The 24,686-nt window shown below is 29.5% G+C and carries 25 protein-coding genes; 12 read left to right on the top strand and 13 right to left on the bottom strand.

Annotated elements, in window-relative coordinates:
- Nucleotides 1-32 precede the first annotated feature (32 nt).
- The 10 genes from ACTT9D_RS02745 to atpC all read left to right on the top strand — a co-directional run bounded on the left by ACTT9D_RS02745 (nt 33) and on the right by atpC (nt 13,134).
- Nucleotides 33-2,924, top strand: a complete 2,892-nt coding sequence (locus tag ACTT9D_RS02745) for a 2-oxoglutarate dehydrogenase E1 component (RefSeq protein ID WP_440930339.1) — start codon at nt 33-35, stop codon at nt 2,922-2,924.
- 6 nt (nt 2,925-2,930) lie between these two features.
- On the top strand, nt 2,931-4,217 hold the full coding sequence (gene odhB / locus ACTT9D_RS02750) for a 2-oxoglutarate dehydrogenase complex dihydrolipoyllysine-residue succinyltransferase (RefSeq protein ID WP_440930340.1): 1,287 nt from the start codon (nt 2,931-2,933) through the stop codon (nt 4,215-4,217).
- Nucleotides 4,218-5,618, top strand: coding sequence for a dihydrolipoyl dehydrogenase (gene lpdA, locus ACTT9D_RS02755; protein ID WP_440930341.1), 1,401 nt, complete (start codon nt 4,218-4,220; stop codon nt 5,616-5,618).
- 63 nt (nt 5,619-5,681) lie between these two features.
- Entirely contained in the window at nt 5,682-6,266 is a 585-nt protein-coding gene (locus tag ACTT9D_RS02760; protein WP_440930342.1) for a dimethylsulfonioproprionate lyase family protein, read from the top strand.
- Between the two features lie 16 nt (nt 6,267-6,282).
- Complete coding sequence (gene priA, locus ACTT9D_RS02765; RefSeq protein WP_440930343.1) at nt 6,283-8,238, top strand: replication restart helicase PriA; 1,956 nt, start codon at nt 6,283-6,285, stop codon at nt 8,236-8,238.
- Nucleotides 8,239-8,348: 110 nt separating this feature from the next.
- The gene (atpH, locus tag ACTT9D_RS02770; protein WP_440930344.1) at nt 8,349-8,906 is read left to right on the top strand and encodes an ATP synthase F1 subunit delta; all 558 of its coding nucleotides are present in this window, start codon (nt 8,349-8,351) and stop codon (nt 8,904-8,906) included.
- Nucleotides 8,907-10,439, top strand: coding sequence for a F0F1 ATP synthase subunit alpha (gene atpA, locus ACTT9D_RS02775; protein WP_014952631.1), 1,533 nt, complete (start codon nt 8,907-8,909; stop codon nt 10,437-10,439).
- A gap of 6 nt (nt 10,440-10,445) precedes the next feature.
- Entirely contained in the window at nt 10,446-11,321 is an 876-nt protein-coding gene (locus tag ACTT9D_RS02780) for a F0F1 ATP synthase subunit gamma (protein ID WP_440930345.1), read from the top strand.
- A 2-nt stretch (nt 11,322-11,323) separates the two neighbouring features.
- Nucleotides 11,324-12,742 (top strand): F0F1 ATP synthase subunit beta, encoded by a 1,419-nt coding sequence (atpD, locus tag ACTT9D_RS02785; RefSeq protein ID WP_014952633.1) that lies wholly within the window; start codon nt 11,324-11,326, stop codon nt 12,740-12,742.
- The gene (gene atpC / locus ACTT9D_RS02790; RefSeq protein WP_440930346.1) at nt 12,742-13,134 is read left to right on the top strand and encodes an ATP synthase F1 subunit epsilon; all 393 of its coding nucleotides are present in this window, start codon (nt 12,742-12,744) and stop codon (nt 13,132-13,134) included. Before atpD ends, atpC begins: the two co-directional genes overlap by 1 nt.
- Here the strand turns inward: atpC and ACTT9D_RS02795 are convergent.
- From ACTT9D_RS02795 to metX, 12 genes are all read right to left on the bottom strand, one after another.
- Nucleotides 13,127-13,603 (bottom strand): RNA pyrophosphohydrolase, encoded by a 477-nt coding sequence (locus tag ACTT9D_RS02795; protein WP_440930347.1) that lies wholly within the window; start codon nt 13,601-13,603, stop codon nt 13,127-13,129. The genes atpC and ACTT9D_RS02795 overlap by 8 nt on opposite strands.
- Nucleotides 13,603-14,739, bottom strand: a complete 1,137-nt coding sequence (locus ACTT9D_RS02800) for a S41 family peptidase (protein WP_440930348.1) — start codon at nt 14,737-14,739, stop codon at nt 13,603-13,605. Before ACTT9D_RS02800 ends, ACTT9D_RS02795 begins: the two co-directional genes overlap by 1 nt.
- The gene (gene rsfS, locus ACTT9D_RS02805) at nt 14,736-15,086 is read right to left on the bottom strand and encodes a ribosome silencing factor (RefSeq protein ID WP_440930349.1); all 351 of its coding nucleotides are present in this window, start codon (nt 15,084-15,086) and stop codon (nt 14,736-14,738) included. The genes ACTT9D_RS02800 and rsfS overlap by 4 nt, the downstream gene beginning before the upstream one ends.
- Before the next feature lie 17 nt (nt 15,087-15,103).
- Nucleotides 15,104-15,646, bottom strand: coding sequence for a nicotinate (nicotinamide) nucleotide adenylyltransferase (gene nadD / locus ACTT9D_RS02810; RefSeq protein ID WP_440930350.1), 543 nt, complete (start codon nt 15,644-15,646; stop codon nt 15,104-15,106).
- A complete protein-coding gene (locus ACTT9D_RS02815; RefSeq protein WP_440930351.1) occupies nt 15,612-16,862 on the bottom strand; it encodes a glutamate-5-semialdehyde dehydrogenase in 1,251 nt (416 codons plus the stop codon). Before ACTT9D_RS02815 ends, nadD begins: the two co-directional genes overlap by 35 nt.
- A complete protein-coding gene (gene proB, locus ACTT9D_RS02820; RefSeq protein ID WP_440930352.1) occupies nt 16,859-17,968 on the bottom strand; it encodes a glutamate 5-kinase in 1,110 nt (369 codons plus the stop codon). Before proB ends, ACTT9D_RS02815 begins: the two co-directional genes overlap by 4 nt.
- On the bottom strand, nt 17,958-18,941 hold the full coding sequence (gene cgtA / locus ACTT9D_RS02825; protein WP_440930353.1) for an Obg family GTPase CgtA: 984 nt from the start codon (nt 18,939-18,941) through the stop codon (nt 17,958-17,960). The genes proB and cgtA overlap by 11 nt, the downstream gene beginning before the upstream one ends.
- A 28-nt stretch (nt 18,942-18,969) precedes the next feature.
- Nucleotides 18,970-19,224, bottom strand: a complete 255-nt coding sequence (gene rpmA / locus ACTT9D_RS02830) for a 50S ribosomal protein L27 (RefSeq protein ID WP_014952642.1) — start codon at nt 19,222-19,224, stop codon at nt 18,970-18,972.
- 10 nt (nt 19,225-19,234) lie between these two features.
- Nucleotides 19,235-19,630 carry a 50S ribosomal protein L21 gene (rplU, locus tag ACTT9D_RS02835; RefSeq protein ID WP_440930354.1) on the bottom strand — a complete coding sequence of 132 codons (396 nt, stop codon included), beginning with the start codon at nt 19,628-19,630 and terminating at the stop codon, nt 19,235-19,237.
- A 61-nt stretch (nt 19,631-19,691) separates the two neighbouring features.
- A complete protein-coding gene (gene gloB, locus ACTT9D_RS02840) occupies nt 19,692-20,411 on the bottom strand; it encodes a hydroxyacylglutathione hydrolase (protein WP_440930355.1) in 720 nt (239 codons plus the stop codon).
- Nucleotide 20,412: 1 nt separating this feature from the next.
- Nucleotides 20,413-21,009, bottom strand: a complete 597-nt coding sequence (gene metW, locus ACTT9D_RS02845) for a methionine biosynthesis protein MetW (protein ID WP_440930356.1) — start codon at nt 21,007-21,009, stop codon at nt 20,413-20,415.
- Nucleotides 21,006-22,130 carry a homoserine O-acetyltransferase MetX gene (gene metX, locus ACTT9D_RS02850; protein WP_440930357.1) on the bottom strand — a complete coding sequence of 375 codons (1,125 nt, stop codon included), beginning with the start codon at nt 22,128-22,130 and terminating at the stop codon, nt 21,006-21,008. The genes metW and metX overlap by 4 nt, the downstream gene beginning before the upstream one ends.
- 180 nt (nt 22,131-22,310) lie before the next feature.
- Here metX and hisC point away from each other — a divergent pair, with 180 nt between their 5' ends.
- Complete coding sequence (gene hisC / locus ACTT9D_RS02855) at nt 22,311-23,393, top strand: histidinol-phosphate transaminase (protein ID WP_440930358.1); 1,083 nt, start codon at nt 22,311-22,313, stop codon at nt 23,391-23,393.
- Nucleotides 23,393-24,289: a prephenate dehydrogenase gene (locus ACTT9D_RS02860; RefSeq protein WP_440930359.1), complete on the top strand. Its 897-nt coding sequence runs from the start codon at nt 23,393-23,395 to the stop codon at nt 24,287-24,289. Before hisC ends, ACTT9D_RS02860 begins: the two co-directional genes overlap by 1 nt.
- Here ACTT9D_RS02860 and ACTT9D_RS02865 read toward each other — a convergent pair.
- On the bottom strand, nt 24,286-24,686 hold a 401-nt coding region (locus tag ACTT9D_RS02865), incomplete at its 5' end, for a C40 family peptidase (protein ID WP_440930360.1). The two genes, ACTT9D_RS02860 and ACTT9D_RS02865, sit on opposite strands and share 4 nt — an antisense overlap.

Below are 24,686 nucleotides of genomic sequence, written 5' to 3' on the forward strand. Positions count from 1 at the left end.
ATTAGTTTAACAGGATTATACTAATTTAAAAAATGTCACTTACAAAAAATCTTGAATTTGAAAAAACATCCTTTTTAACAAAAACTAATAGTGCTTTCATTGAGCAGATGTATTTAAGATTCATAAATAATGACCCTGAGCTACCTGATAGTTGGAAAAACTATTTTGATGATTTAGGTGAAGAACTCAATATTGTTGCAAATGAACTTAAAGGACCTACTTGGTCACCTATTCGAAAAGAAATTCAAATTGATTTTCAAGATACCCAAATAAAAAAAAATGAGCAAACTGAAGAAAAAACTTCTACATCGGAAAATCAAACACAAAGTAATATTGATTCAATTAAAGCTGTTGAATTAATTAGAGCTTATAGATTAAGAGGTCATTTATTAGCAAAACTTGATCCCTTAGGATTAAAGCAAACAGAATATTTGGAAGAATTACATCCAGAATTTTATGGATTTAAAAAGAGTGATTATAAAAGAAACATCTTTTTAAATGGTGTTACAAATAAAAAAAATTCAAATATTTCTGAAATACTTCAATTTGTTAATAAAACTTATTGTGGACCGATAGGGTATGAGTACATGCATATTTCCAATCCAGAGGAACGTATCTGGTTAAGAAAAAGAATTGAGGGTGAAAAAAACCCAATAAGCTTTACAAAAAATGGTAAAGAAGCAATTCTAAATAAATTAATCCAAGCCGAAGGGTTTGAAAAATTTTTAGCAAAAAAATATGTTGGAACAAAAAGATTTGGATTAGATGGAGCAGAAAGTTTAATTCCAGCTCTAGAACAAATAATTAAAATTGGTGGTCAATCAGGAGTAAAAGAAGTTAAAATTGGAATGCCTCATAGAGGTAGACTTAATGTTTTGGCAAATGTGCTTCAAAAATCTTATAAAAGAATTTTTAATGAATTTGCCGGTGATATTTTATCATCTAAAGAGTCAGCAGGTGATGTTAAATATCATTTAGGTGCATCATCTGATAGAGAGTTTGATGGTAATTCAGTTCACGTAAGTTTGACTGATAATCCTTCACACTTAGAGGCAGTAAATCCAGTTGTTTTAGGACAAACTAGAGCAAAACAATTTTTTCATGGTGATAAAAAAAGAAATAAAGTAATTCCAATATTACTTCATGGGGATGCAGCTTTTGCTGGTCAAGGAATTGTGGCAGAGTGCTTTGCGATGTCAGGACTTCCAGGTCATAACACTGGGGGCACAATACACATTATAGTAAATAATCAAATTGGATTTACTACAAGCCCAAGGTTTGCACGTTCATCACCATATTCATCTGATGTGGCCAAAATGGTGGAGGCACCAATACTGCATGTTAATGGAGATAATCCTGAGGCAGTAGTTTATGCAACACGAATTGCAACAGAGTTTAGATTAAAATTTAATCGAGATGTTGTTATTGATCTTTGGTGTTATAGAAGATTTGGTCATAACGAAGGAGATGAACCATCTTTTACACAGCCTTTAATGTATAAAAAAATTAGATCTCATCCATCAAGTGTAAAAGTTTATGGAGATCAGTTAATTAGTGAAGGAATGTATTCAGAACAAGAATTAAAAGAAAAAATTGATACATTTAAAAATTTATTAGACGATCAGTTTAAAAGTGCAAAAGACTACAATCCAAAAATAACTTGGTTTGAAGGTACCTGGTCTAGATACAAACCTGCGCCAGGAAAAGACAAACGTGGAATAAGTGGTGTACATATCGAACAATTAAAAGCTATCTCAGATAGAATTAATGTTATACCAAGTGAAGTAAATCCTCATAAAACTATTTCAAAAATTTTTGAACTAAGAAAAAAATCAATTGATGAAGGGATAGGTATTGATTGGGCAACCGCAGAGTCCCTTGCATTTGGCTCTCTACTGCAAGAAGGTTTTCCAGTCAGATTAGTTGGTCAAGATTCTGGAAGAGGAACATTTAGTCAAAGACATTCTGTACTTAGAAATCAAGTTGATAATTCAAGATATATACCTCTAAATAATATTTCAAAAGATCAGAAACAATATGAAGTTGTAGATAGTTTTTTATCTGAATTGGCAGTTTTGGGCTTTGAATATGGATACTCATTAGTAGAACCAAATACATTAACTTTATGGGAGGCTCAATTTGGAGATTTTGCAAATGGAGCACAAGTAATCGTTGATCAATTTATTGCGTCAGGAGAGAGAAAATGGTCTCGAGCATCAGGTATTGTAATGTTATTACCTCACGGTTATGAAGGTCAAGGACCCGAACATTCTTCTGCAAGATTAGAAAGGTACTTACAACTTTGTTCAAATGATAATATGCAAGTTTTAAATTGCACAACACCAGCAAATTATTTTCATGCATTAAGAAGACAAATAAATAGAGATTTCAGAAAACCGCTCATAATAATGACGCCAAAATCTTTATTAAGAAATAAATATTGTGTATCGAATTTAGTAGACTTTACTAGAAAAAATTCCTTTCACAGAGTTTTATGGGATCATGCAATAGATCCTGAAACTACTGGATTCATAAAACTAAAAGAAGCTTCAAAAATGCGTAAAGTTATAATGTGTTCAGGAAAAGTTTATTTTGATCTTTTAGAGGCGAGAGAAAAATTAAAAGTAAACGATGTTGTAATTTACAGAATTGAACAATTATATCCTTTCCCAGCAAAAACATTGGTAAATGAATTAAAGCCATATGCAAATTCTGCTAAATTTTACTGGTGTCAAGAGGAACCAAAAAATATGGGTGCATGGTTTTCAGTTAGAGATTATATTCAATGGACATTAGACAACATTAAGGCTAATAATAACCAAATTTCTTATATTGGAAGAAGCCCAGATGCATCTCCTGCAACTGGATATGCAAAAAGGCATATTGCACAACAACAAGAAATTATTAAAAAAGTATTTGAATAAAATTAAATGAGTGAAAAAATTGTCGTTCCTGTTTTAGGCGAAAGTATTACTGAAGCCACTGTTGCTAAATGGTTAAAAAAAGAGGGTGATCATGTTGAAGCAGACGAACCTATCGTAGAATTAGAAACTGATAAAGTAAATTTAGAAGTGCCTTCACCAATAGATGGTGTTTTAAGTGAAATAGTTTCAAAAGATGGATCAACAGTTGAGGTTGGGGCTCTATTAGGGTCTATTAGTCAAAATGGATCTGCTCCATCTCCAAAACAACCCCAAGTAAAAAAAGAACCAGAAGTTAAAAAAGAAAATAATGTTGTAAATTTAGAAACACCAAAGAAAAAAGAAGTTAAGGTAGAAAAACAAAAAGAAGAAGATGCTCCTTTAAGATTAACAAAAGAAGTTAAAGAACCAAAATCTCCAACAAATTTAAATAATTCTAACCAAGTTTTATCTCCAGCAGTGAGAAAAATGGTTGAAGAAAAAAATATTGATCTAAGTAGAGTTAGAGGCTCTGGAAAAGATGGAAGAGTTTTAAAAGGAGACCTTATTAGCTTGATGGGTGCAAACCCGCCACCTTCTGAAAGAAAAGCTCAATTTGGTGAAGAAGAAAGAATCAAAATGAGCAGACTAAGATTAACTATAGCGAAGAGATTAAAGCAGGCTCAAGAAAATGCAGCATTGTTAACTACATTTAATGAAGTTGATATGACAGGCATAATGGAAATGAGAAAAGAGAATCAAGAAGATTTTCAAAGCAGATATGGAATTAAATTAGGATTTATGTCATTTTTTGTAAAAGCTTGTGTTGCAGCTTTAAAAACATTCCCAGCAGTAAATGCAGAAATTGATGGAGAAGAAATCATTTACAAGAACTATTACAATATTAGTTTTGCTGTTGGAACAGACAAAGGACTTGTAGTGCCAGTTTTAAGAAATGCAGACGAACTATCTTTTGCAGATATCGAGAAAAATATTAAAGTAATTTCTGAAAAAGCTAGAGATGGAAAATTAACGATTGAGGATTTACAAGGCGGTACATTTACAATCAGTAATGGAGGTGTATATGGATCAATGTTATCAACACCAATATTAAATTTGCCTCAATCTGGAGTTCTAGGAATGCACAATATTGTAGAAAGACCTGTAGTTGTTGATGGAGAAATTAAAATAAGACCAATTATGTATCTAGCATTATCTTATGATCACAGAATTATTGATGGAAAAGAATCAGTCTCTTTTTTAAAAATGGTAAAAGAGAACTTAGAAGATCCAAGAAGGTTATTTTTAGATATTTAAATGGCAGAAAAATTTCAAGCAGTTGTTATAGGTGGTGGTCCTGGTGGATATGTTTGTGCAATTAGATTGGCTCAATTAGGTTTAAAAACTGCATGTATAGAATCTAGAGGATCTTTAGGCGGAACATGTCTTAACGTTGGATGCATTCCTTCAAAGAGTTTATTAAATTTATCTGAAGAATTTCATAAAGTTAAATCTTTATCAAACAAAGGTATAGAAGTTGGTGAAGTTAAATTGAATTTAGAGAAAATGATGAAGAGTAAGGATAAAGCAGTAACTGTTCTTACAAAAGGCGTAGAGTTCTTATTAAAAAAAAATAAAGTTTCTTACTTTAAAGGTCATGGAAGTTTTAAGTCACAAAATGAAATTTTAATTAAAGACGAAAAAGGAGATGAAACTTTAATTGAGGCTGAAAAAACTGTCATAGCTACAGGTTCTGTGCCTGTATCGCTTCCAGGAATAGAATTTGATGAGGGTATAATTGTTTCATCTACAGGTGCATTAAAATTAAATAAAGTTCCAAAAAAAATGGTTGTAGTCGGTGGTGGTTATATTGGTTTAGAGATGGGATCAGTCTGGTCAAGACTTGGATCAGAAGTTCATGTTGTAGAATTTTTAGATCACATTACGCCCGGGATGGATAATGAAATTTCAAAAGAATTTATGAAAATATTAAAGAAACAAGGAATTACTTTTCATATGCAACATAAAGTAGAAAAAATTAATAAAAATAATAGCGGCGCTGTTGTTTCTACTACAGATAAAGATGGTAATAAAAAAGATTTTGATTGTGATGTTGTTCTAATTTCTGTGGGCAGAAAAGCAAACACTAATGGATTAAACTTAGATGTTACAGGTGTAGAACTTGATGAAAGAAACAGAGTAAAAACTGATAAAAACTTTCGAACAAATATGAACAATATTTATGCTATAGGTGACGTAATACAAGGACCAATGTTAGCTCACAAAGCTGAAGACGAAGGTATAGCTGTTGCAGAGATTATTGCAGGTCAATCCGGCCATGTTAACTATGATACAATTCCAGGAGTAGTTTATACGACACCAGAAGTCGCTTCTATTGGAAAAACAGAAGAGCAATTAAAAGAAAATAATATTGGTTATAAAATAGGTAAGTTTTCATTTATGGCGAACTCTAGAGCAAAAGCCATTGACGATGCAGAAGGTTTTGTAAAAATTTTAGCTGATGAAAAATCAGATAGAGTTTTGGGTGCTCATATAATTGGACCACACGCTGGTGAGTTAATTGCAGAAATAGGTATAGCAATGGAATTTGGTGCTAGCTCTGAAGATATAGCCAGAACTTGTCATGCACATCCAACTTTTTCAGAAGCTGTGAAAGAAGCTGCGTTGTCTGTAGACAAAAGAGCAATACACTCTTAATTAAAAATATATAAATCATTAACTTTTAATTTAGCTATTATTAGGATATTTTTTTGAATTGCTATGAATAGTGATTTATTCAATAAAATATATAATGAATTAGATCTTTTATGGGAAAAAAATTCAATACTATCAAATTTTGTTGAATTACCTCAGGCTTTAAATTTCAATAATATAAAAAGTAATTACATTAAATCTGCAAAAAAATTTTATAATTGGAAAATAGATACTAAAAAAAATAGCAATATTCATAATTTGATTAGAGAACTTTCTCCAAAAATTAATTGGAAGCAAAATTACAGTAAAAAAGATGTAGGAAAAAAATTTTTGGAAAACTTTTGTTATTTTGAGTTTATTGGTCCCGAAGGTATTTTTATATCAAATGAAATAAGTGTTTATTTTATATTTTTTGATAAAAACACATTTTATACGTGGCACCATCATGAAGCGGAAGAAATATATTTTGTATTAAGTGGTAAGGCGAAATTTGAGAGTTATGGAGATAAATCAGAAATTTTGGGACCAAATCAAGCTAGATTTCACAAAAGTTTTCAACCTCACTCATTAACAACGCAAGAAGATAAATGTTTATCAATTGTGGTATGGAGGAATAAACTTGATTCAGAGGTTTCAGTAGTAAAAATATAGACTTATTATCATAAGAATGAAATTTCCAATTCTTTTACCTAATATTTTCAATCATCCATTTACTTATGAAAGTGATATTAAATTAGATATTGGAGATTATGTAGAGGTTCCATTTGGTAAGTCAAAAATGACAGGTATTGTTTGGAATGAATTTGAAAAAAAGAGTAACAAAAATTTTAAAGTAAAAAAGATTATTAAAAAATTAAATTTACCAAAATTAAATAAAAATTTTATTCAGTTTTTGAATAGTTTTTCTGACTATAATTTAATTCCAAAAGGGATGTCATTAAAATTACTATTATTGAGCAGCAACGCTATAGAAAAAGGAGACCTTAAAAAACTTGAAGAATTTAAAAAGTTACAAAATCCATTAAATTTTGAATTAAATAATGAACAACATAAATCACTCAAAGAAATGAATAAATTAAATGATAGATTTAGAGTTCATGTGTTACAGGGAACAACAGGGTCTGGAAAAACTATTGTTTATTTTTATGCATTAAAAGAAATTTTATCAAATAATAATCAAGGCTTAATATTGTTACCAGAAATTGGATTAACCAATCAGTTTGAAAAAAAATTTTATGAATTTTTTGGTTTTAAACCAGCTATCTGGCATTCAGGAATTTCGAGGAAAAAAAAAGAAACAATTTGGAATGGTATTGTAACAGGAAAGATTAAAGTTGTTATTGGCGCAAGATCATCCATGTTTTTGCCTTTCAAAAATTTAAAGATGATTATTATTGATGAGGAACATGATCAATCATTTAAGCAGGATGAAGGAGTTATTTATCACGCGAGAGATATGGCAATTTTAAGAGCGTCTTATGAAAATATTCCTGTTAACTTAGTTACAGCAGTACCTTCAGTTGAAACTTTTGAAAATATAAAAAAACAAAAATATTCAGTCTCAAAATTAAAAAAAAGATTCAAAGATGCGTCTTTACCAAAATATGAAATAATTAATTTAAATAATACAAAATTAGAAAAACAATCATGGTTATCAAATGAAATTATAAATAGAGTAAATGAACATCTAGATAAGAAAGATCAAATTTTATTCTTTTTAAATCGTAGAGGATTTTCACCTAACGTAATATGTAAAAAATGTTTTAAAAAATTTGAATGTCCTTTTTGTTCAATTAATTTAGTTTATCATAAATCATCAAATAATCTTTTATGTCATTACTGTGGTCACAAAACTTCTTTAAATAGAGATTGTAATGAAGGTGGAAGATGTGATTATTATTTTAGTGGACCTGGAGTTGAAAGAATCTACGAAGAAGTTAAGAAAAAGTTTCCAAAAAGATCTATTGAGATTTTCTCAAGCGATACAATGAATAAAAAAAGTTCTAAAGAAAAATTAGAAAAAATTATTGATAATAAAATTGAAATTTTAATTGGGACACAACTTATTTCAAAGGGTTTTCATTTTCCAAGTCTCAATTGTATAGTTGTAGTTGATATTGATTTTTCTACACAAGGACATGATTTGAGAGGTGCTGAAAAGAATTTACAATTATATCATCAACTTTCTGGGAGAGCTGGTCGAACTGGTAATCCTGCTACTGTATATTTCCAAACTTATAACAAAAATATTAAGATGGTTTCAGATTTAACAAATGAAAATCCAGAAATTTTTTTAGATAAAGAAATTCAAATTAGAAAAACGAATAACTTACCTCCATTTCAAAGATTTATTTCTCTAATATTATCTGGGAATGATCAGACAAAATTAGAAAAAGAGTCTTTTAAACTAAAAGAGTCTCTTCAAAATAAAATTTCAGGAAAAATATTAGGTCCCGTGAATGCTCCAATCTATAAAATCCAAGGGAAATTTAGGATAAGATATTTAATTAGAGGATCTAAAACTATAAAATTACAAAATTCATTATCAGAAATAATCTCAAGATATAAGTTTCCAGCTGGAATAAAACTTTCAGTTGATGTTGATCCAATAACCTTTAATTAATGGCTTAAAAAAAGACTTTTTGACATAATGTGCGACTTGAAGATACGCCGACCATATGTTAATTAGACCGTGTTTTTTAAATAAAATTACTTCATTAATAGGTAAACAAATTGAGTTCGAATAGCGATTTTTCAAATACTTCTTCAAAAAGATATGCTCTAGCTTTGTTTGAGTTATCAGATGAGTCAAAAAAATTAGATGTAATTGAAGAACAAATTAATGCATTTTTACAATTAATTACAGCAAGCAAAGATTTTAATAATTTAATAAAAGATCCAACTACAAACCAAGATGATCTAGTAAAAGTGATCACAAAAATTTCTGATAATTTCAAATTAGATGATTTGATTAAAAACTTTCTAGTATTTTTAGTGAATAAAAGAAGATTTTTTTATGTTGAGCAAATAATGAAAGGTTTTGTTGAAATTTGTTCAGAAAAAAGAGGCGAACTTAAAGCTGAATTAAAATCTGCAAAAGAACTTTCAGATGATGAATTAAACAAAATTACTGATGAGCTAACAAAAAATTTTAGTTCAAAAATAAAATTAAACTATAAACATGACAAAAGTTTAATTGGAGGTTTAATTGTGCAAGTAGGCAGTACAATGGTTGATACTTCCATCAAAAATAAACTACAACAAATCGAAAATAGAATGATAGAGGCATAAATGGAAATAAATCCTTCAGAAGTAACAAAAATATTAAAAGAGCAAATTAAAGATTTCGGAGATAAAGCCGAAGTATCAGAAGTAGGACAAGTTTTATCAGTTGGTGATGGTATTGCTAGAATATACGGACTAGATAATGTTCAGGCTGGAGAAATGGTCGAATTTTCTGATGGTTCAAAAGGAATGGCCTTAAACTTAGAAAGTGAAAATGTTGGTGTTGTAATTTTCGGTGATGATAGAAACGTTAAAGAAGGAGACGTTGTTAAAAGAACTGGAAATATTGTTGATACACCAGTAGGAAAAGAATTATTAGGAAGAGTTGTTGATGGTTTGGGAAATCCAATAGATGGCAAAGGTGCATTTGATAAGAACGTTAAGAAAACTAGAGTTGAAGTAAAAGCACCTGGTATTATTCCAAGAAAATCTGTGAGTGAACCAATGCAAACAGGTTTAAAGTCAATTGACAGTTTGGTGCCAATCGGAAGAGGACAAAGGGAATTAATTATTGGTGACAGACAAACAGGTAAAACTGCAGTTGCAATCGATGCAATTATTAACCAAAAGAAAATTAACGAGTCTGGTGATGAAAAACAAAAATTATATTGTATTTACGTTGCGGTAGGACAGAAGAGATCAACTGTTAGACAGATACAAAAAACTCTAGAAGAAGCTGGTGCAATGGAATACACAACAATCGTTGCTGCCACTGCATCTGACTCAGCTCCATTGCAATTTTTAGCTCCTTATACTGGTTGTGCAATGGGAGAGTTCTTTAGAGATAATGGTATGCATGCTTTAATCATTTATGATGATTTATCTAAACAAGCAGTTGCTTATAGACAAATGTCACTTCTTTTAAGAAGACCTCCAGGAAGGGAAGCTTATCCAGGTGACGTTTTTTATTTGCATAGCAGATTACTAGAACGTGCTGCAAAACTAAGTGATGAACATGGTGGTGGTTCTTTAACAGCTTTACCAATTATTGAAACTCAGGGTGGTGACGTTTCTGCGTTTATTCCAACTAATGTAATCTCAATTACAGATGGTCAGATTTTCTTGGAAACAGAATTATTTAACCAAGGAATTAGACCTGCAATTAACGTTGGATTATCCGTATCAAGGGTTGGATCATCTGCTCAAACAAAGGCCATGAAAAAGGTTTCAGGATCTATGAAACTTGAATTAGCTCAGTATAGAGAGATGGCAGCTTTTGCTCAATTTGGATCTGATCTAGATGCATCTACTCAGCAACTTCTAAATAGAGGATCAAAATTAACAGAGTTACTAAAGCAAAAACAATATTCACCTATGACTGTGGCAGAACAGGTAATTTCAGTATTCTGTGGAGTAAAGGGATATTTAGATGATATTGAACTTAAAGATATCGCAAACTTTGAAACAAAAATTATTGAGAAGTGCAAATCAGATAAACCAGAGATAATTGAGTCTATTCAAAGCTCGGGTAAACTTGAAGAAGATACTGAAAAACTTCTTGTGGATCTAGTTAAACAATTAAAAGAAAGCTTAAAATAATCAAAAATGGCAAGTTTAGACGATCTGAAGAAAAGAATAGCTAGTGTAAAATCTACGCAAAAGATAACAAAAGCTATGAAAATGGTTGCGGCTGCAAAGTTAAGAAGAGCCCAAGATAGCGCAGAGAAGGGGCGACCATATTCAGAAAAAATGAATAATGTCATTTTAAACTTGTCTAATGGTATATCTGATAAAGAGAATGCTCCAAGATTATTATCTGGAACAGGGAGTGATAAAATACATTTATGTGTTGTAATGACTTCTGACAGAGGTTTGTGTGGTGGTTTTAATACAAACATAATTAAAAAGGCTAAAGCATATTTCTCAAAAATAAGTGAAGAGGGTAAGGAGTTAAAAATTATTACTGTGGGTTCAAAAGGCAATGATCAATTAAAGAGAGCTTTTGGAGACAAGATAATTGAGAACATTTCTTTTAAAAATTCAAAAAATGTAAATTATTTTGATGCAGATAAAGTTGGTAAAATGATAATAGAGAAATTTGAAAAAGAAGAATTTGATGTTTGCACAATATTCTATAATCAATTTAAAAATGTAATTACCCAGATACCTCAAGCCCAACAAATCATACCACTGGAAGCTGATAAAAAAGATGGTGGGTTAGATGGTAGTAGTTACGAGTTTGAACCAGATGAAGATGAAATTTTAAGCAATTTGTTGCCAAAAAATATTTCAACACAAATATTTAAGGCAATGTTAGAGAATTCAGCTAGCGAACAAGGGTCAAGAATGAGTGCAATGGATAATGCAACCCGAAACGCAGGTGAAATGGTTGATAAGCTAACTATTGAGTACAATAGAAGCCGTCAAGCAGCAATTACAAAAGAACTAATAGAAATCATATCAGGAGCAGAAAGTTTATAATTATGAGCAAAGGAATAATTACACAGGTTATTGGGGCCGTAGTAGACGTTAAATTTGAAGGAGAGTTACCAGAAATTTTAACTGCATTAGAATGTAAAAATGGAGATAACAGACTTGTTTTAGAAGTAGCACAGCACTTAGGTGAAACTACCGTAAGAACAATTGCAATGGACGCAACTGAAGGTCTTAAAAGAGGTGATGAAGTAGTAAACACAAATGCTCCAATTCAAGTTCCTGTAGGTCCTGAAACTTTAGGAAGAATTATAAATGTAGTCGGTGAACCTATTGATGAAAGAGGAGAAGTTAAAACTAAAGAGACTTGGCCAATTCACAGAGCTGCTCCAGAATTTAATGACCAATCGACTGAAACTGAAATTCTAGTTACTGGAATTAAAGTAATCGATCTTTTAGCGCCTTATGCAAAAGGTGGTAAAATTGGATTATTTGGTGGTGCAGGTGTAGGTAAGACAGTACTTATTATGGAATTAATTAACAACGTTGCAAAAGCGCATGGTGGCTTTTCAGTTTTTGCTGGCGTTGGAGAAAGAACTAGAGAAGGGAATGATCTTTATCATGAAATGATAGAGTCTGGAGTAATTAAAAAAGATGGAGCAGGCTCAAAAGCTGCATTAGTTTATGGACAGATGAACGAACCTCCAGGAGCAAGAGCAAGGGTTGCTTTAACAGGATTAACTGTTGCTGAATATTTTAGAGATCAAGAAGGTCAAGATGTATTATTTTTCGTTGATAATATTTTTAGATTTACCCAAGCAGGATCAGAAGTATCAGCTCTTTTAGGAAGAATTCCTTCAGCTGTAGGATATCAACCTACATTAGCTACTGACATGGGTAACTTGCAAGAAAGAATTACAACAACTAACAAAGGTTCAATTACTTCTGTACAAGCTATTTATGTACCTGCGGATGACTTGACTGACCCAGCTCCTGCTACATCATTTGCTCACCTTGATGCTACAACAGTATTATCAAGGCAAATAGCAGAGATTGGTATTTATCCAGCAGTAGACCCACTAGATTCTACTTCAAGAATATTGGATCCAAGAATTGTTGGAGACGAACATTACAGAGTTGCTAGAGAAGTTCAAAAAGTACTTCAAACATACAAGTCTTTACAAGATATTATTGCCATTCTTGGAATGGATGAATTATCTGAAGAAGATAAATTAATTGTTGCAAGAGCAAGAAAAATACAGAGATTTTTATCTCAACCATTCTTCGTAGCAGAAGTATTCACAGGATCGCCTGGTAAATTGGTAGATCTAGAGTCTACAATTAAAGGTTTTGCAGCTATTTGCAGAGGTGAATATGATCATTTACCAGAAGCCGCTTTTTACATGGTAGGAACAATTGAAGAAGCCATAGAAAAAGCAGAGAAGATGGAAAAAGAAGCTGCAGCTTAATGAGTGAAGAGTTTAAAATAGAAATAGTAAATCCAGAGCAATCTTTTCTTTCAAAAGAAGATGTTACTGAGGTGATCGTTCCAGCCTATGAAGGTGAAATGGGTATTTTAAAAGATCATATTTCTATTATCTCTTTTTTAAAACCAGGGATCATAAAAGTTAACTCTAAATCTGGTGAAGAAAGTTTTTATGTTGAGGATGGAATTGTTGAATTTAAAGATAACAATCTTTCAATTCTAACAAGTTCCATCTTTAATATGAAAGATATGAATGGTGACAAGAAAGCAGAGATGTTAAAATCTGCAGAGGAAGCATCAAATAACACAGAAATAACTGATCAAGCTAAATTTATTATTGATCAAAAAATTGAAGTTTTAAAAACTATCAATTAATAATTTTTTCAACTTTTCTTTGAACTTCCTGATATAAATCTAGTTTAAAATTAACAACTAATTTTGTAATTTCACTAAGCTCAACCCACTTCCACTCTAAAAATTCTGGATGCTTTGTATTTATGTTGATTTCAGTATCTTCTCCAATAAATCTCATTACAAACCACTTCTGAGTTTGTCCTTTATACTTACCTTTCCATATTATTCCTAAAAGATGATCTGGTAGGTTATAAGTAATAAATCCATCTAACTCTTTGATTAGCTCGACAGATTTTATACTTGTTTCCTCATCTAATTCTCTAAACGCAGCAGTTAAGAAATCTTCATTTTTATCTACACCACCTTGAGGCATTTGCCAAAAATTTTTAGGATTGTCTATTCTTCTTGCTACAAAAACTTTATTATTTTTGTTCAAAACAACAATACCAACACCACTTCTATAAGGTAGATCTTGAAATTCTTTCTTCATTAACCGTTAAGAAGTTTTAATGCGTAATTTAGTTGATTGTCAGTTTCAGTTTTTATTTTAAATTCATTTCCTTCTTCATTAACTTCAATATCAGGTGTTACACCAACTTCAGAAATTGAAGTACCAGAAGGAAGATAATATTTTGCGATTGTTAATCTTATTGCACCTTCATTTCTCAAAGGAATAATGGATTGTACTGATCCTTTTCCATAACTATTTTCACCTAAAATAATTGCTCTTTTATGATCTTTTAAAGCTCCAGCAACAATTTCTGAGGCTGAAGCTGAACCATAGTTAATTAATACTATTAGTGGTTTACCCCCAGTTAAATCACCATCTCTTGCAAACCATTTTCTATTTTCAGATACTTTTCTGCTTTTCGTAGAAACAATTTCACCATTATCTAAAAAATAATCTGTGATCTTAATTGCTTGTGAAAGAAGTCCACCAGGATTATTTCGTAGATCTAATATAAATCCTTTAATTTTTTTTTCATTATTTAGATCATTTATTCTTTTTTTTATTTGTTGAGCGCTATTCTCGTTGAACGAAGTTAATCTCAAATATCCAATATTTTTATCAAGCAAATCAGATTTTACAGATTGAATTTCAATTATTTCTCTAGTTAAAGTGAATGTTAATGCTTTCTTAACTCCTCTTCTTCTAACTGTTAATTCAATATCAGAACCAACTGGTCCTCGCATAATTTCTACAGCTTCAGTAAGAGTCTTTCCTTGAACTTGTGTATCATTAATTTTTACAATGTAGTCTCCTGCTTTTAATCCTGCTCTTGATGCAGGCGTATCATCTAATGGTGTGATTACTTTTACAACACCAGCCTCCATACTAACTTCTATTCCTAATCCACCAAATTCACCACTAGTCTCAGTTTGCATTTCTTCAAAATTTTCTGGTGACAAATATGCAGAATATGGGTCTAAAGATTGAAGAAGCCCATTAATTGCAGAATCCATACTTTCAGATTGATTGATATCCTCAACATATTCTTCATTAATTTTTTCGAGCACTTCTCCAAAAAGATCAATTTTTTTATAAATATCGCTTTCACTTGAAATTGCTAAAGTTGAATTTAAAAATAAAATTAAAGCTAGGGTAAATATATAAACTTTTTTCATATCATTACTTTTTCATTTGGAATGAGTTCAGACCACATTTTTTCTAACTCATAAAATTTACGTTTTTCAGGATGAAAAATATGAACAATTAAATCAATACCATCTACCAATTTCCATTCAGAACTTTCTTTACCTTCTATACGAGAATCTATAAGCCCATTTGATTTAAATTTTTCTAAAACTTGCTCGGATAGAGCCTGAATATGCCTTGAGGAAGTTCCACTTGCAATTATCATATAATCAGCCATTGAACTTTTATCTTTTAGATCAATACTAATTATGTCCTGAGCTTTGTTTTGATCAAGTGTGTCAATAACAACTTGTTTGAGAGAATCAATTTTATCCATTAATTAAATTTAGATTATCAAATTTTTCTTAATTGAGAAGATGAAATGTTAACCTTCTTAAATTCAATGAATTCTAAATTATTAGGATTTTTATTTATGTAAGTCTTTGATTTTAATGATTTTCTTTTATAACCCTGTCTATCAAAGACCAATATATTACATTTTTTTGAAATTTCTTTAGATTTGTGCCATTTGTGAAAATTAATTAAATTATCCGCACCCATTATAAAATAAATCTCTGAATTGGAATTTTTTTTTAAAAAATTTATTAAATCAATAGTTTTGTTTGACTTAATTACTTTTTCTAAAAATTTTATTTGAATATATTTTTTTTTGATCGTTAATTTTTTACAATCTTTTATTCTTTTGAATAAAGAATTTTCACTTTTATTTTTAAAAGGATTTTTTTCAGTAATAGCCCAGATAATTTTTTTTAAATTATATCTTTTTTTAGCCTCAACAGAAATGGCCAAATGACCTTTATGTGGAGGGTCAAATGATCCACCAAGAACTCCAATTTTATCCTTAATTTCTGATTGCACCATTACTTTTAATTTCATATTTATAAGACACTAATTGATTGAGTCCTACAGGTCCTCTAGGGGGTAATTTATTAGTTGAAATACCAACCTCACCACCAAAGCCAAACTCCCCACCATCAGCAAATTGAGTCGATGTGTTGTGCATCGCTATTGAACTTTTTACTCTTGTTAAAAATTTTTTAGCTTTTTTATTATTTTTTGTAATGATGGAGTCTGTATGCATAGTACCAAATTTATTTATATGAATAATTGCTTCATCAATGTTTTTAACAGTTTTGATCGAAACAGTTGGAGATAAATACTCAGTAATCCAATCTTTGTTCTTAGCTAATTTTACTTTACCTTTAAATTTTTTCTTAAATTTTGTATCTCCTATCAATTTACATTTATTATCGTATAATTTTTTGAAGATAAAATTGATATTGTTTTGAGAAATTTTTTCATGAATTAAAAAAGTTTCTGTAGCACCACAAATAGCGGTATTTCTCATTTTTGAATTAAAAATAATATTTGAAGCTATTTTTATATTTGCTTCATTATCAATGTAAGTATGACAGATTCCTTCTAGATGGCCTATTACAGGTATTTTTGACAATTTCTGAACTTTTTGAACTAATGTTTTTCCACCACGCGGAACAATAACATCAATATAATTTTGCATCTTTGATAACATTAAATCGACAAAGCCTCTATTTTTTGAATTAATAAATTGAACATAATTTTTATTAATATTATTTTTTTCGAGAGATTTTCTAAAAAGATCTGAAAGTATTTTATTTGTATTTATGGCTTCAGAACCTCCTCTTAAAATTACAGCATTACCAGACTTGAAACATAATGATGAGACATCACAAGTCACATTAGGTCTACTTTCATAGATCACACCCATTACACCTAAAGGGATTGATACTCTTGAAATTTTAAGTCCATTTGGTCTTTTCCAAGTTTCCAATACTTTATTACATGGATCTTTTAACTTAATTATTTTTTTAATAGAGAATAATATTTGATCTATTTTTTTTTCATCAAGCTTTAATCTTTCAATTAAATTATTTTTAATCCTTTTTTTAATTGCAAAATTGATATCTTTCTTATTAGAAATTATGATCTTAGTTTTATTTTTCTTTATTAATAAAAAATAGTCGTTTAGAACTTTATTTTTTACTTTTTCACTTAAATTTTCTTGTAAAGCAATTTTGGAATTGTAACCAATTTTCAAAAGTTCTTTTTTCATATTATTTCAACCATATCATCTTTATGAATTACCTCAGATTTAGATACATAACCTAAAATTTTTTCTATTTCGTTTGAATGTTTTCCGAGAATTTTCTTTATTTCGTCTGATGAAAAAGATGCCAGGCCTCTTGCAATCTCTTTATCTTTTTTATTGAGCACTTTGATATGGTCTCCTTTATTAAATTTTCCTACCACTTTTTTTATTCCTGCAGCTAATAAGCTTTTGCCATTACCAAGAGCTTTGTTCGCTCCGTCGTCAATTATAACAGAACCTTTAGGTGAAATTGAACTTAAGATCCATTTTTTTCTAGCATCTAATTTTGATAATTTAGAAACAAATAAAGTGTAATTATCTCCATTCAAGATATGTTGTATTGGATGATTTTTGAGACCATTAGCAATAATCATATTACTTCCTGAAAGTTGACAAATTTTTGCAGCTTCAATTTTTGTTTTCATACCACCACTTCCGTATTCATTTATCCCTTTGATATTAACTCCCGTAAGATCTTGTTCTATATCTTTAATTTCTTTAATTAGTTTTGCTTTATTATTTTTCTTTGGGTTATCTGTGTAAAGACCATCGACATCTGAAAAAAGAACTAAATTGTCTGCATTAATTATTTGAGCTACTCTTGATGCTAAACGATCATTGTCTCCATATTTTATTTCGCTTGTAGCAATAGTATCATTTTCATTTACAACAGGAATATAGTTTAGATTAAATAGATTTTCAAAAGTACGCCTTGCATTAATAGATCTTCGTCTTTGCTCAGTGTCTTCTAAAGTTAATAAAATTTGTGAAATATTTATCTTAAACTTAGAAAAAATTTCAGAAAATAAATTCATTAATTCGATTTGACCTATTGATGCCATTGCTTGACTTTTATCAAGTTTTAAATTTTTTTTTAAAATATTCATTTTTTTACAACCCATTGCAATCGCTCCTGAACTAACAATTACAATTTTTTGATTTAATTTTCTTAAATTTTTTACATCTTCAGCAAAACTAGTAAGCCACTTTTTTCTCACTCTTTTTTTATGATCAATTAATAATGACGAACCTATTTTAATTACTGTAATTTTAGAATTTTTAAGCGACATAATTAATTAATTTAGATTTAAGTTGTGCAATTGAATTTTTATCAAGTGTAGACAAAGTTATAATCTCGCAATTTATATTTTTTGAAAATTCTAATATAATTTCATCTATTATATCTTTATCAACCAAGTCTGTTTTATTAAGTACGACAATTTCTTTTTTCTTCATCATCTCAGAGCTATAATTGGCAAGCTCTTTTTTAACCTGATCATATGACTCTTTTATATCAAGATTTGTGATGTCAATTAAATGTAGTAATGACTTACATCTTTCAATATGTTTTAAAAATTGAATCCCAAGACCTACTCCTTCGTGAGCACCTTCAACTAAACCTGGGATATCTGCTAATACGACTTCTTTATCATCATATTGAGCTACACCCAAATTAGGATTTAATGTTGTAAATTTATAATTAGCAATCTTTGGATTTGCATTTGTAATAGCTGCTAACAAACTTGATTTTCCAGCGTTAGGTAATCCAATAATCCCTATGTCTGCTATTGTTTTTAATTGTAACCAAATTGTAAATTCTTCACCTTTAGTTCCTTTTGTAAATTTTTTAGGTGCTCGATTTGTAGAACTTTTAAATCTTGTATTACCTAATCCTCCCTTGCCACCAGCAGCAGCAACAAATTTTTCACCTTCTTTTTTGAAATCGTAAATCAGTGTCTTATTATCTTCTTCAAAAACTTGAGTACCTATAGGAACTTTTAAAATTAAATCATCACCACCTTTACCAGTTCTATTTTGACCAGAACCATTGTCACCCCTTTGGGCCTTGTGATGTTGTTGATACCTGTAATCAATTAAAGTATTTAAATTTCTTTCAGATATCAAAACTACAGAACCTCCGTTACCACCATCTCCGCCGTCTGGTCCACCAAATTCAATAAATTTTTCTCTACGAAAACTAGGCGATCCATCACCACCATTTCCGGCTTTAATATATATCTTTACTTGATCTAAGAATTTCATAATACAACCTAATTATATTGTTGTACTATTAATTGGGCTTTACTGAAACAAATGTTCTATCTGATTTTGTTTTTTTAAAAACAACTTTACCTTTAATCACAGAAAAAATTGAGTGATCTTTTCCCATACCAACATTTTCACCTGGAAAAATTTTAGTTCCTCTTTGTCTAACTATAATGTTTCCTGGGATTACAGATTCACCACCGTACTTTTTTACACCAAGTCTACGACCAGCACTATCTCGTCCGTTTCTAGATGATCCACCTGCTTTTTTTGTTGCCATAATTTACCTTTTATTTTGAAGCCTCTTTACTTTCAGTTTTTTTTGCAACTTTCACGGCTTTTTCAGCTTCTGATAATACTGATCCATCTTTAGAATAAATTTTATTTATTCTAATCTTTGAAAATTCTTGTCTATGACCATTCTTTCTTCTTGAGTTATGTCTTCTTCTCTTCTTAAAAATTAGTACAGTTCTATTTTTACTATTTTCAATTAACTCTGCTTCTACTTTCGCACCTGAAATTGTTGGAGCACCGATTTCTATAGTTTTGTCATCTCCGTAAGCAAGAATTTCATTAAATTCTACCTTTGAGCTTGGTTTAGAGTCTTGAAGTTTTTCAATTTTCAGAATTTCTCCAGCTTTTACTTTGTATTGTTTTCCACCTGTTTTAATTACTGCGTATGACATAATATGAAATTTTAAGTAATCGCAATATAGTCTGAGAAGACCTTTAGTCAAGCTGAATAAGTTAAAAATTATCCTTTAAATCTCTCAATTTTGAGAACATTTTTACATCTTTTGCCTTTAAGAATATATTACATGCAATTTCTTCTTTCAAAGAACTTGGAATCGTTGGCTCTCCTTTTTTTACCAATGAATTGATTTTGCTAATTTTTTTGATTAATTCACTATTGCTAGGATCGTTTTGCAAACAAAATTCAGCGTTTTTCGAAGTATATTCATGCCCACAATATATTAATGTTTCTTCAGGAAAACTTTTAATTATCTTTAAAGAATTAAACATTTGTTCATACGTACCCTCAAAAATCCGACCGCAGCCTAATGAAAAAAGAGTATCACCAGTAAAAAGAAAATTATCTTTATAAAAATGAAAACAAATATGACCAGAAGTATGACCAGGGATATGAAAAATTTTAGCTGTAAAATTATTTGAAGACCAGATTTCTTGGTCTTCTAGTGTAATATCAATGAAAGGTATTCTTTCTTTGTCATTATTAAAACCAATTACTTTGGCATCAAATTCTTTTTTTATTAATTCATTACCCCCGACATGATCATAGTGATGGTGAGTATTTAATATATATTTTAATTTAATATTTTTTTTCTTTATAAAATCAATGATTGGATTTGCTTCACTAGGATCCACAACACATGCATAATCATTAGATTCATCATGAATGATATAGCTATAATTATCTTTTAGACATGGGATAATATGAACTTTCATTTTATTTTTCCAAAACAAATATACCAAGATCTGATGTCAGGTTTTTAATATTTAGGTTTGAAACTTTTATGTTTGAAAATTTATTTTCATTTAAAGCTAAAGATTTATTTAATTTAAATTTGTTTTTTTTACAAAATTCTACAAAATCTTTTATAGTACACATATGTAAATTTGGAGTGTCATACCATTCATTGGGAAGAGTTTTTGTAACAGGCATTGTTCCTTTTAAAAGTAAATGCAATCTAATTTTCCAATAACCAAAATTAGGAATTGTAACTATTGCTTGTTTTCCAACTCTTAAAAGTTCATTAATTACAAGTTGAGGGTTTAAAAAAGCTTGCAAAGTTTGACTTAGTATAACGTAATCAAAAGATTTATTAGGAAATTGAATTAAATCTTTCTCAGCATCACCTTCAATAGTTGTAAGACCTTTTGAAATACATTTTCTTACATTATTTTTTGATATTTCAAGACCTCTTATATCAACATTTTTATTTTCTTTTAAATACTGCATAAGGCCACCATCTCCACAACCAACATCCAAAACTCGACTTTCTTTATTAATTAATTGAGTTATGATTTGAAATTCATATTTCATCTTATCAATTCCTCGTAAGATTTATCTACAAAGTTTTTAAGTACATTTAAAAAATCTGGCACATCTAATAAAAAAGAATCATGTCCCTTATCTGACTCAATTTCAGCAAATCCAACATCTGCACCAATAGAATTTAGTGCAATTACAATATCTTTATTTTCTTGTGTTGGGTATAACCAATCTGATGTGAAAGAAATGATAAAAAACTTAGTTTTAGTTTTTTCAAAAGCTTTTGATAAATTACCACCAAATTTTCTGGGTAAGTCAAAATAATCCATTGCCCTTGTAATGTATAAATAGCTATTAGCATCAAACCTATCAACGAATACACTCCCTTGATGTCTTAAATAACTTTCAATTTGAAAGTCAGCATCAAACCCAAATTTTAGATCGTCTCTTTCCTGAAGTTTTCTTCCAAATTTATTCTCCAAACCTTTTTTTGATAGATAAGTAATATGTGCTGCCATTCTAGCAACAGATAAGCCCTTACCTGGATTTAAGTTTTGATTTTGATAATTTCCTTCTTTCCAATCAGAGTCTGCCATAATTGATTGTCTCCCAAGTTCGTTAAAAGCAATATTTTGAGCAGAATGACTAGATGTACATGCAATTGGTATTGCTGTTTTAGCTTTATCTGGAAAATTACTTACAAATTGGAGAACTTGCATTCCACCCATAGATCCACCAATTACAGAAAATAATTGATTAATTTTAAAATGATCAAGCAAGTTTACTTGTGCATTTACCATATCATTAATTGTGATTACTGGGAATTTAGTACCAAAAGCTTCTTTAGTTTCAGGATCAATGTGACTTGGTCCAAATGACCCCATACATCCACCTATTACATTTGCACAAATTAAAAAATATTTATCAGTATTAATTGCTTTTCCTGATCCAACAGCATAGGTCCACCATCCATCTTTATTTGTTACAGGATTTTTACCAGTAACAAATTGATCCCCAGTCAAAGCATGAAATATTAAAATTGCATTATCTTTTTTTTCATTGAGTTTTCCATAGGTTTCATAAGCTATTGGAAAATCACTAATTACTCTTCCACAATCTAAGGTTAATGGCTTTTTGACAATCAGCGTTTTTATATCTTTTTTGTTTAACATAACTTAGTGCTGATTATGAATTGTGAGAAAAAAACTTTTTTAGCGGTTTTTTTAAAGCGCTCGCAATTCAGGTAAATCAGCGCAAGGTTTTTGTACTAGAAGATAATTACTATGTCAATTTTTAAAAAAACAGCTTATGTAGGTATGATTTTTTAATAAATATACATATAATTAAAAATAATGAGTGTTCCCAAATTTAAAAGATTTAATCTGGATGTATATAAACCTGGAAAATCCAGAATTAGAAATATAAGAGATATCATTAAACTGTCAGCAAATGAGTCAGCTCTAGGAGTAAGTCCAAATGCGCAAAGTGTAATTAAATCAAAAGACTCAAAATTATTTCGATATCCAGATCCACAATCAAAAGCTTTAAGAAAAACTATTTCAAAAATATTTGCATGTGATGAAAATAGAGTAATTTGTGGCGCAGGTTCAGACGAGATAATCCAAATGCTTTGCCAGTTATTTTTAAATCCTAAAGATGAGGTAATAGTACCAAGATATAGTTTTCTTATGTATAGAATTTACTCAAACATTGTTGGCGCCAAAGTAATTTTTTCTGAAGAAGTTAATTACAAAATTTCAGTAAAAGAAATATTAAGAAAAGTAACAAAAAAAACAAAAATAGTTTTCATTGCTAATCCGAATAATCCAACAGGCACTTATCTAAATTATAAAGAATTAAAATTACTTAGAGACAAGTTAAGAAAAAACATTCTTCTTGTGGTTGATGATGCTTATTACGAGTATATGAAAAACAAAGACTATAAGTCTGGCTTGGATTTGTTTAAATCAAAGGAAAATGTTTTTATTTTAAGAACGTTTTCTAAAATTTATGGGTTAGCATCATTAAGAGTGGGGTGGGGATATGGTTCAAAAAAAATTATAAAGGAATTAAATAAAATTAAACCACCGTTTAACGTTAATTTAATGGCCCAACTTGCTGCAGAAGCAGCTTTAAAAGACAAAAATTTTATTAATAAATCAATAAAACATAATATTTCTGAAGCAAAAAAAATAAAAAATTTTCTATCAAAGTTTAATATTTATACAAATGAGGTGACTGCCAATTTTTTACTTCTAGATTTTGATAATTGTTTTATTACAGCTGAAAGATTTTATAGAAAACTACAGACAAAAGGAATAATTTTGAGAAATACTTTTACTGGGTATAAAATAAAAAATAGATTGAGATTAACAATTGGTTCTGTAAAAGAAAATTCTAAATTTATGAAAGCAACAGAAAGTATTTTAAATTAATGCAAAATATTCTTGTAATAGGCTGTGGACTTTTAGGATCATCTTTAGTTAGAAAAATTCACAAAAGGAAAATTGCTAAAAATATATATGTATTTGAGAAGTCAAAAAAATATTTATCACAAATAAAACAATTAAAATTACCCTGCAAAATTATTAGAAAGTTTGATCAAACAGTTTCTAAATGTGATTTAATTATTTTATGTACGCCAATGAGTGAGTACAAAAATATTATTAACAAACTGAATAGAAATCTGAGTTTGGAGAATCTAGTTACAGATATTGGTTCTTCAAAAATTGAAAGTCAAAAAATTATTAAAAAATTTTTAACAAAAAAAACAAACTGGGTATCAGGACATCCAATTGCGGGATCTGAAGTAAGTGGGCCCAGCAATGGTTTAGACACTATGTTTAATAACAAATGGTGTGTTCTGATTAAAGAGAAAGACACAAAAATAAAACAATTGCATAAGTTAAAAAAGTTTTGGAAAAAAATTGGATCAAAAGTAGTTATAATGAATTCAGAAAAACATGATAAAATTTTCTCAATTACAAGTCATCTCCCTCACTTAGTTGCTTATAATCTTGTAAAGTCAGCTCAAGATTTTGAAAAAAAACAAAAATTTGATTTAATAAAATATAGCGCAGGTGGTTTAAGAGATTTTTCTAGGATTGCTGCTTCAAATGAAATTATGTGGAGAGATATCTTCTTTAATAATAGAAATAATATTTCTCGTGCAATTGATTTGTTTATTAAGAACTTGCTTGATTTTAAGTCTGATATTATGAAAAAAAATGAAAAACGACTTGTTTATAAATTGATTAACTCAAAAAAAGTTAGATCAAAAATTATTCAATTAAAACAAGATACAAGCAAACCAGATTTTGGTAGAAATTAAAATTGTTTGATATTACAAATTTTTTTAACTTTTAATTTTGCTGTTTTTTCAATTAAATCAATTGTTTTTTTAATGGGCATTATAAGAACTTTTTTTCTTGGACCATATGCATGAATTAATTCTTTACTATTAATACAAATAGCAACATGCCCTTCCCAGAAGATTATATCTCCTTTTTCAAATTTCTTTTTAATTTTGGATTTAGAATATTTAATTTGATCTTTTGTATCTCTTGGAAAAAACTTATTATTATTAAAAAAAAATAACTGAATTAATGCCGAACAGTCAATACCGATTGCAGTTTTTCCACCCCATAAATATTTTGTATTTAGAAATAGTTTAAATATTTTAATATAATTTTTGTCAATATATTGGTTCTTAATTATTGAAATTTTAT

This window comes from Candidatus Pelagibacter sp. (genome assembly GCF_052049815.1).
Classification (GTDB): Bacteria; Pseudomonadota; Alphaproteobacteria; order Pelagibacterales; family Pelagibacteraceae; genus Pelagibacter.